Annotated in this window: 5 protein-coding genes; 2 read left to right on the forward strand and 3 right to left on the reverse strand. The window is 63.0% G+C overall.

The window, feature by feature from the left end:
* The coding region (locus APM_RS04560) for a DMT family transporter (RefSeq protein ID WP_007422179.1) at positions 1-603 on the reverse strand (603 nt) is incomplete at its 3' end.
* A 107-nt stretch (positions 604-710) separates the two neighbouring features.
* On the opposite strand from APM_RS04560, the gene metH reads away from it, so the two are divergent.
* Complete coding sequence (metH, locus tag APM_RS04565) at positions 711-4,196, forward strand: methionine synthase (RefSeq protein WP_083818658.1); 3,486 nt, start codon at positions 711-713, stop codon at positions 4,194-4,196.
* Between the two features lie 24 nt (positions 4,197-4,220).
* Here the strand turns inward: metH and APM_RS21340 are convergent, their stop codons facing one another.
* Positions 4,221-4,991 (reverse strand): hypothetical protein, encoded by a 771-nt coding sequence (locus APM_RS21340; RefSeq protein ID WP_138919161.1) that lies wholly within the window; start codon positions 4,989-4,991, stop codon positions 4,221-4,223.
* A gap of 124 nt (positions 4,992-5,115) precedes the next feature.
* Complete coding sequence (locus APM_RS04570) at positions 5,116-5,517, reverse strand: GFA family protein (RefSeq protein ID WP_007422182.1); 402 nt, start codon at positions 5,515-5,517, stop codon at positions 5,116-5,118.
* A 193-nt stretch (positions 5,518-5,710) separates the two neighbouring features.
* Between APM_RS04570 and APM_RS04575 the strand changes: the two genes are divergently transcribed.
* Positions 5,711-6,418, forward strand: a 708-nt coding sequence (locus APM_RS04575) for a PAS domain-containing protein (protein ID WP_007422183.1), incomplete at its 3' end; no start/stop codon positions are given.

The following is a 6,418-nucleotide window of genomic DNA, read 5'->3' on the forward strand; positions in this document are numbered from 1 at the left end:
CGCATAGGTCAGCCCGCCGACGAGGCCGAGCCCGATCCCGAGGACGCTTCCCTCGCCCGCGGCGGCCCCAGGTTCCGAAAGGGCGAGCAGCGCCATGCCGGCAATCCCCGGCAGCGCGCCGGCGGCCCAGCGCGCGGAGAGCCGCGTGCCGGCGAGTGCGCGCTCGATCAGCGCCGAGAAGATCGGCGCCGAGCCGAGGGTCACCACCGTTCCCACCGCCACACCCGAAAGCCGCATCGAGCTGTAGAAGGCGAGGGGGTACAGCGCGACCGCGACACCGCCCGCCGCCAGCAGCCGCCCGTGCCGCGCCAGCGCCGGCAGGTCGCGCAGGATGCGCGGGGCGGCGAGCAGCGCCTGCAACAGCCCGCCGATCCCCATCGCCGCGGCGCCGATCGCCAGCGGCCCGACCGCGGGCGCGAACGTCGCCGCCGTGCCGGTCGTGCCCCAGACCAGCGAGGCGAACAGCACCGCCGCCACCCCGGTCGCGAACCGCCCGTCATGCGCGCTGCCGTCGTCGCGCAAGCGCGCGTTGCGGTCGTCGCGCAAGCGCGCGCTGCTGTCGTCGCGCAAGCGCGCGCTGCTGTCGTTGCCACCCACCGTCATCCATATCCCTCCGCCGCCGCCGGTATACGCCCCGGCCCGCCCCGATCAATGCAGCCCGCCGCCGCCCCGCATTGGAAATGTGGCGCGCATCCTATATTCCCACCACCATGAGCAGACCCTCCCTCCTCGAAGCCCTCCGCCACCGCGTCCTCCTCTGCGACGGTGGCATGGGATCGCGCGTCCAGGCCCTCACCCTCGATACCGAGCGCGACTTCTGGGGCAAGGAAAACTGCACCGAGGTATTGAACCTCTCCCGCCCCGACCTCGTGCGCGAAATCCATCGCGGCTACTACGAAGCCGGCGCCGACATGGTGGAGACCAACAGCTTCGGCGGCTCGCCCATCACCCTCGCCGAGTTCGAGCTCGGCGACCGCGCCCGCGAGATCAACCGCATCGCCGCCGAACTCGCCCGCGAGGCCGCCGAAACCTTCGCCGACGGGCGCGACCGCTACGTGATCGGCAGCGTCGGCCCCGGCACCAAGCTGCCCACCCTCGGCAACATCGAATACGACCCGCTGGAAGCCGGCCTCGCCGAGCAGTGCCGCGGCCTGATCGAGGGCGGGGTCGACGCCATCCTGATCGAAACCTGCCAGGACACGCTGCAGATCAAGGCCGCCGTCAACGGCGCCAGGATCGCCCGCGCCGAGCAGAAACGCGACACGCCGATCTTCGTCCAGGTCACCGTCGAGACCACCGGCACCCTGCTCGTCGGGCCGGACATCGCCGCCGCCGCCACCGTGATCCAGGCGCTCGACGTGCCGCTGATCGGCCTGAACTGCGCCACCGGCCCGCAGGAAATGGCCGAGCACGTGCGCTACCTCGCGCAGAACTGGCCCGGCCTCATCTCGGTGCAGCCCAATGCCGGCCTGCCCGAGCTGGTCGATGGCAAGACCCATTACCCGCTCACGCCGGACGAACTCGCCACCTGGCTCGAACGCTTCATCCGCGAGGACGGCATCAACCTCATCGGCGGCTGCTGCGGCACCTCGACACCGCATATCGCCGCCCTCGACGCCATGCTCCGCCGCCTCGGCGAAGTCCGCCCCGCGCCCGTCCCGCGCAAGCCGGTCTGGATCCCCTCGGTCGCCAGCCTCTACGGCTCCACCCCGCTGCGCCAGGAAAACGCCTATTTCTCGATCGGCGAGCGCTGCAACGCCAACGGCTCGAAGAAATGGCGCGAGCTGCAGGAAAAGCACGACTGGGACGGCTGCATCGCCATGGGCCGCGAACAGGTCGCCGAGGCCTCCAACGCGCTCGACATCTGCACCGCCTTCGTCGGCCGCGACGAACTCGGCGAAATGTCCGAAATCATCACCCGCTTCACCTCGTCGGTGAACGCCCCGCTGGTGATCGACTCCACCGAAACCCCCGTCATCGAGGCCGCCCTCAAGCTCCACGGCGGCAAGCCCATCATCAACTCGATCAATTTCGAGGATGGCGAGCACATCGCCGAGGAGCGCATGCTCCTCGCCCGCAAGTTCGGCGCCGCCGTCATCGCCCTCACCATCGACGAGACCGGCATGGCCAAGGAGCCGGCGCAGAAGCTCGAAATCGCCACCCGCCTGGTCGATTTCGCCTGCCGCAAGCACGGCCTCCCGCAATCCGACCTGCTGATCGACCCGCTCACCTTCACCATCGCCACCGGCAACGAGGACGACCGCAAGCTCGGCCTCTGGACCCTCGAAGGCATCAAGCTGATCCGCGATGCCTTCCCCGACATCCAGATCATCCTCGGCCTGTCCAACATCTCCTTCGGCCTCAACCCCGCCGCCCGCGCGGTGCTGAACTCCGTCTTCCTCGACCACGCGGTGAAGGCCGGCATGACCGGCGCCATCGTCCACGTCTCCAAGATCCGCCCCCTGCACCTCATCCCGCCCGAGGAAGTGCGGGTCATGGAAGACCTCATCTTCGACCGCCGCCGCGAGGACTACGACCCCCTCCAGCGCGTCCTCGAAATGTTCGCCGACCGCAAGGCCGCCGACGCGGTGAAAAAGGCCAGGGCCGACACCGTCGAGGGCCGCCTGCGCGACCGCATCGTCGATGGCGACCGCAAGGGCCTCGCCGACGATCTCGACGAGGCGATGAAAACCCACGCCCCGCTCGACATCATCAACAACCTCCTGCTCGACGGCATGAAAACCGTGGGCGAGCTCTTCGGCGCCGGCAAGATGCAGCTCCCCTTCGTCCTGCAATCCGCCGAAACCATGAAGGCCGCCGTCGCCTACCTCGAACCCTACATGGAGCGCGTCGAGGGCCAGCAGAAAGGCACCATCGTCCTCGCCACCGTGAAGGGCGACGTGCACGACATCGGCAAGAACCTCGTCGACATCATCCTCACCAACAACGGCTACCGCGTCGTCAATCTCGGCATCAAGGTCCCCCTGGCGGACATGGTCGCCGCCGCCCGGGAACACCGCGCCCACGCCATCGGCATGTCCGGCCTCCTCGTCAAATCCACCGTCGTCATGCGCGAAAACCTCGAGGAAATGTCCCGCCAGGGGCTCGACATTCCCGTCCTCCTCGGCGGCGCCGCCCTCACCCGCAACTATGTCGAGGAAGACTGCGTCGCCGCCTACGCCTCCGGGCGCGTCGCCTACGCGCGCGACGCCTTCGACGGCCTCCATCTGATGGACCGCGTCACCGGCAACGGCTTCGACGATTACCTCGCCGCCCTCCAGTCCAAGCGCCGCGGCAAGGCCCGCAACACCAAGCGCACCCTCGGCCAGGCCGACGCCCGCGGCTTCGCTCCGGTCGACATCTCCGCCGCCCAGGCCCGCCGCCGCCGCCTCACCCGCGAAACCCCGGTCCCCACCCCGCCCTTCTGGGGCGCAAGGATCATCGAGGCCCCGCAGAAAGCCCTCGTCCCCTACATCAACGAACGCTCCCTCTTCCAGTTCCAGTGGGGCTTCCGCAAGCAGGGCAAGTCATTGGAAGACTTCATGGGCTGGGCCCGTCAGGAACTCCGCCCCGTCATGAAGCGCATGCTCGACCTCTGCGCCGCCGACTCCATCCTCAAGCCCCAGGCCATCTACGGCTACTGGAAAGCCGCCGGCCAGGGCAACGACCTCATCCTCTTCGCCGAGGACGGCGCCACCGAACTCGCCCGCTTCACCCTCCCGCGCCAGCCGCGCGACGACGGCGAATGCATCGCCGACTTCTTCCGCGACGTGGACGACGCCGAACGCGACGTCATCGGCCTGCAAGTCGTCACCATGGGAGCAAAAGCCTCCGAAACCGCCCGCGCCTGGTTCGAGGAAAACCGCTACCAGGACTACCTCTACCTCCACGGCCTCTCCGTCGAAATGGCCGAGGCCATGGCCGAATACACCCACAAACGCATCCGCGCCGAACTCGGCTTCGCCGCCGAAGACGACCGCGACATGGAAAAAATGCTCGCCCAGTCCTACCGCGGCTCACGCTACTCCTTCGGCTACCCCGCCTGCCCGAACCTCGAGGACCAGAGTCTTCTCCTCCGCCTCCTCGACGCCGAACGCATCGGCGTGTCCCTCTCGGACGAACACCAGCTCCATCCCGAACAATCCACCAGCGCCATCGTCGTTTTGAACCCCCACGCGAAGTATTTCTCCGTGTGAGGGGAGGGGACGCGGTAACAAAAATTACTTCAGTGAAGCGAAGTCATCATGTACAGAACAAAAAAATCCAAAATCTGTGCAGATTCTCAGGTGTGTATCAGGCTTTTTTCCTTGTATGCCGACACGAACATAACCGTTCCAGCTAACATAATCAATTAATCCAGTTTTTGGAATTCTATATATAAGCCCATTATTCAAAATTCTTAGCAGTTCAACGTTCTTTTTAATCTGTCCGTTACTAAATTTTATAATGTTGTTTCCATGATCTACGAGCCCTGCTGCTGTTCCTGCCTTTCCACCATTTAAAAAACTGTAGCACAAGAGCGTTGGAGCAACGATAACGAGCAAGGCTGCTCTCGATGAATTCTCTAAACCAAATCTCGATATAAATTGTTCAGAAAAATAATACCAAATAATCAGAACAATTATATATGATATAAAATCTGTTTTAGCTGTAAATAAATAAATAATAAAAGATAATAAAAATAAAATATAAATCGTAATTTTTCTCTTAAATATACTGAGATATTTTTGGTTTGAATTGATTGCAATAAAATAAAAATTTATATAATTTATTAGATATATAATTATTGTTCCTGTTAGCCAAGTGATCGTCGAGGATATTTCATCCGATATCGAGAAAATTTCTGTTAATTGTGGCGCGCCAAGCGCGGCAAAATATGCCCAATTATAAACTGCACCAGCGACAGCAGCAACGCCGCTTGCAAGCGCAATAAATTCTGACCAGTTTTCGAAGATACCATCGACACCAAGCCGGGATTTTTCAGTGGCCATCGATTTTTCCGGCATCGAAATCCCTTAATTATCGACCAAAGCCAAAACTCACGATTGGTACAAAAACTGAATAAAGACAAATATCAGAAAGCGAAAGCAAAGCCACGAAGCTAATTGATGATAATTACGGCCACCGCCAATGCTTCGGCAACTCCCCAATCTCCGCCATCCATGACGGCGCTTCCGCCATCTGGATCGCCTCGGTCGGGGGCAGAATCTCGGGGTCGTCGAACGTGCCCGTCTGCACGTCCACGCTCCCCGGAAACAGTTTTTTGCTCCGGTAGAACAGCCCCGCGCCGCATCTCGGGCAGAACGAGCGCTCCACGTCGCCGGAGGAGCGATAGACCGCGACCTCGCCGCTGACCCGGAGCAAACCCTCGTCCACCACCGCCCAGCCCACCACCGGCGCCCCCGCGCAGCGCCGGCAATCGGCGCAGAAACACAGCGAATGCCGCCGGGGCCGCCCGCCGATCACATACCGCACCGCCCCGCAATGGCACCCGCCCGCAATCTCCATCGCCTCCATCGAACCACCCTCCGGCGTCGTCACCCCGCAACCCTAACCCGCCCGCCGCCCGACCCGAAGCGGAATCGCCCCACCATGCCCGCGCCGTATGGCAGGCGGCGAAAAAACTCGGACCGGCGCAAGAACCTGTTAAGAAAACCGGCATAGACCCGCAACAAACAAGAACAGACCAAGTCAACACGGAGTCCGATACATGACGATTGGCAATATGCGTCAAATTTTAGATAATTCTCGAACATTCGACGCACTTGGGGACTCCTTCGGCATCATCAGCTTTGCCCCCGACGGCACGATTACTGATGCCAACGACAATTTTCTTCAGTTGGTGGGCTACCGCATCGGCGAAATCGCTGGCCGCCATCACCGCATCTTTCTCTCCGCCGAGGAACGCGATGCCGCCGCCTACGGCGAGTTCTGGCAGCGCCTGCGCGGCGGCGCCTTCTGCTCCGGCGAGTTCCGCCGCATCGCCAAGTCCGGCGGCGATGTCTGGCTCCGCGCCTCCTACGTCCCCGTCCGCAACCGCGCCGGCAAGGTCGCGAAGGTGGTCAAGGTCGCCCTCGACATCACCGCCGAGAAACGGGCCGCCGCCGAAAACGAAAGCATCCTCAACGCCATCGAGCGCTCCCAGGCCGTCATCAAGTTCGCGCTCGACGGCACCATCCTCGAAGCCAACGACAATTTCCTCCACCTCATGGGCTACGCGCGCGACGAGGTCGTGGGCCGCCAGCACAGCCTCTTCGCGATCGATGGCTACGCCGCCAGCCGCGAATACCAGGCCTTCTGGGAACGCCTGCGCCAGGGCGAATTTCTCTCCGCCGAGTTCGAGCGCGTCGCCAAGGGCGGCCGCCACGTCTGGCTCCAGGCCACCTACAACCCGGTCTACGACGCCGAGGGCAAGGTC

It is taken from the genome of Acidiphilium sp. PM (assembly GCF_000219295.1).
Classification (GTDB): domain Bacteria; phylum Pseudomonadota; class Alphaproteobacteria; order Acetobacterales; family Acetobacteraceae; genus Acidiphilium; species Acidiphilium multivorum.

Excerpts from the sequence above, each read along its gene's own strand:
- metH (WP_083818658.1), top strand. The coding sequence starts at position 711 with ATGAGCAGACCCTCCCTCCTCGAAGCCCTCCGCCACCGCGTCCTCCTC.
- APM_RS21340 (WP_138919161.1), bottom strand. The coding sequence starts at position 4,991 with ATGGCCACTGAAAAATCCCGGCTTGGTGTCGATGGTATCTTCGAAAAC.
- APM_RS04570 (WP_007422182.1), bottom strand. The coding sequence starts at position 5,517 with ATGGAGGCGATGGAGATTGCGGGCGGGTGCCATTGCGGGGCGGTGCGG.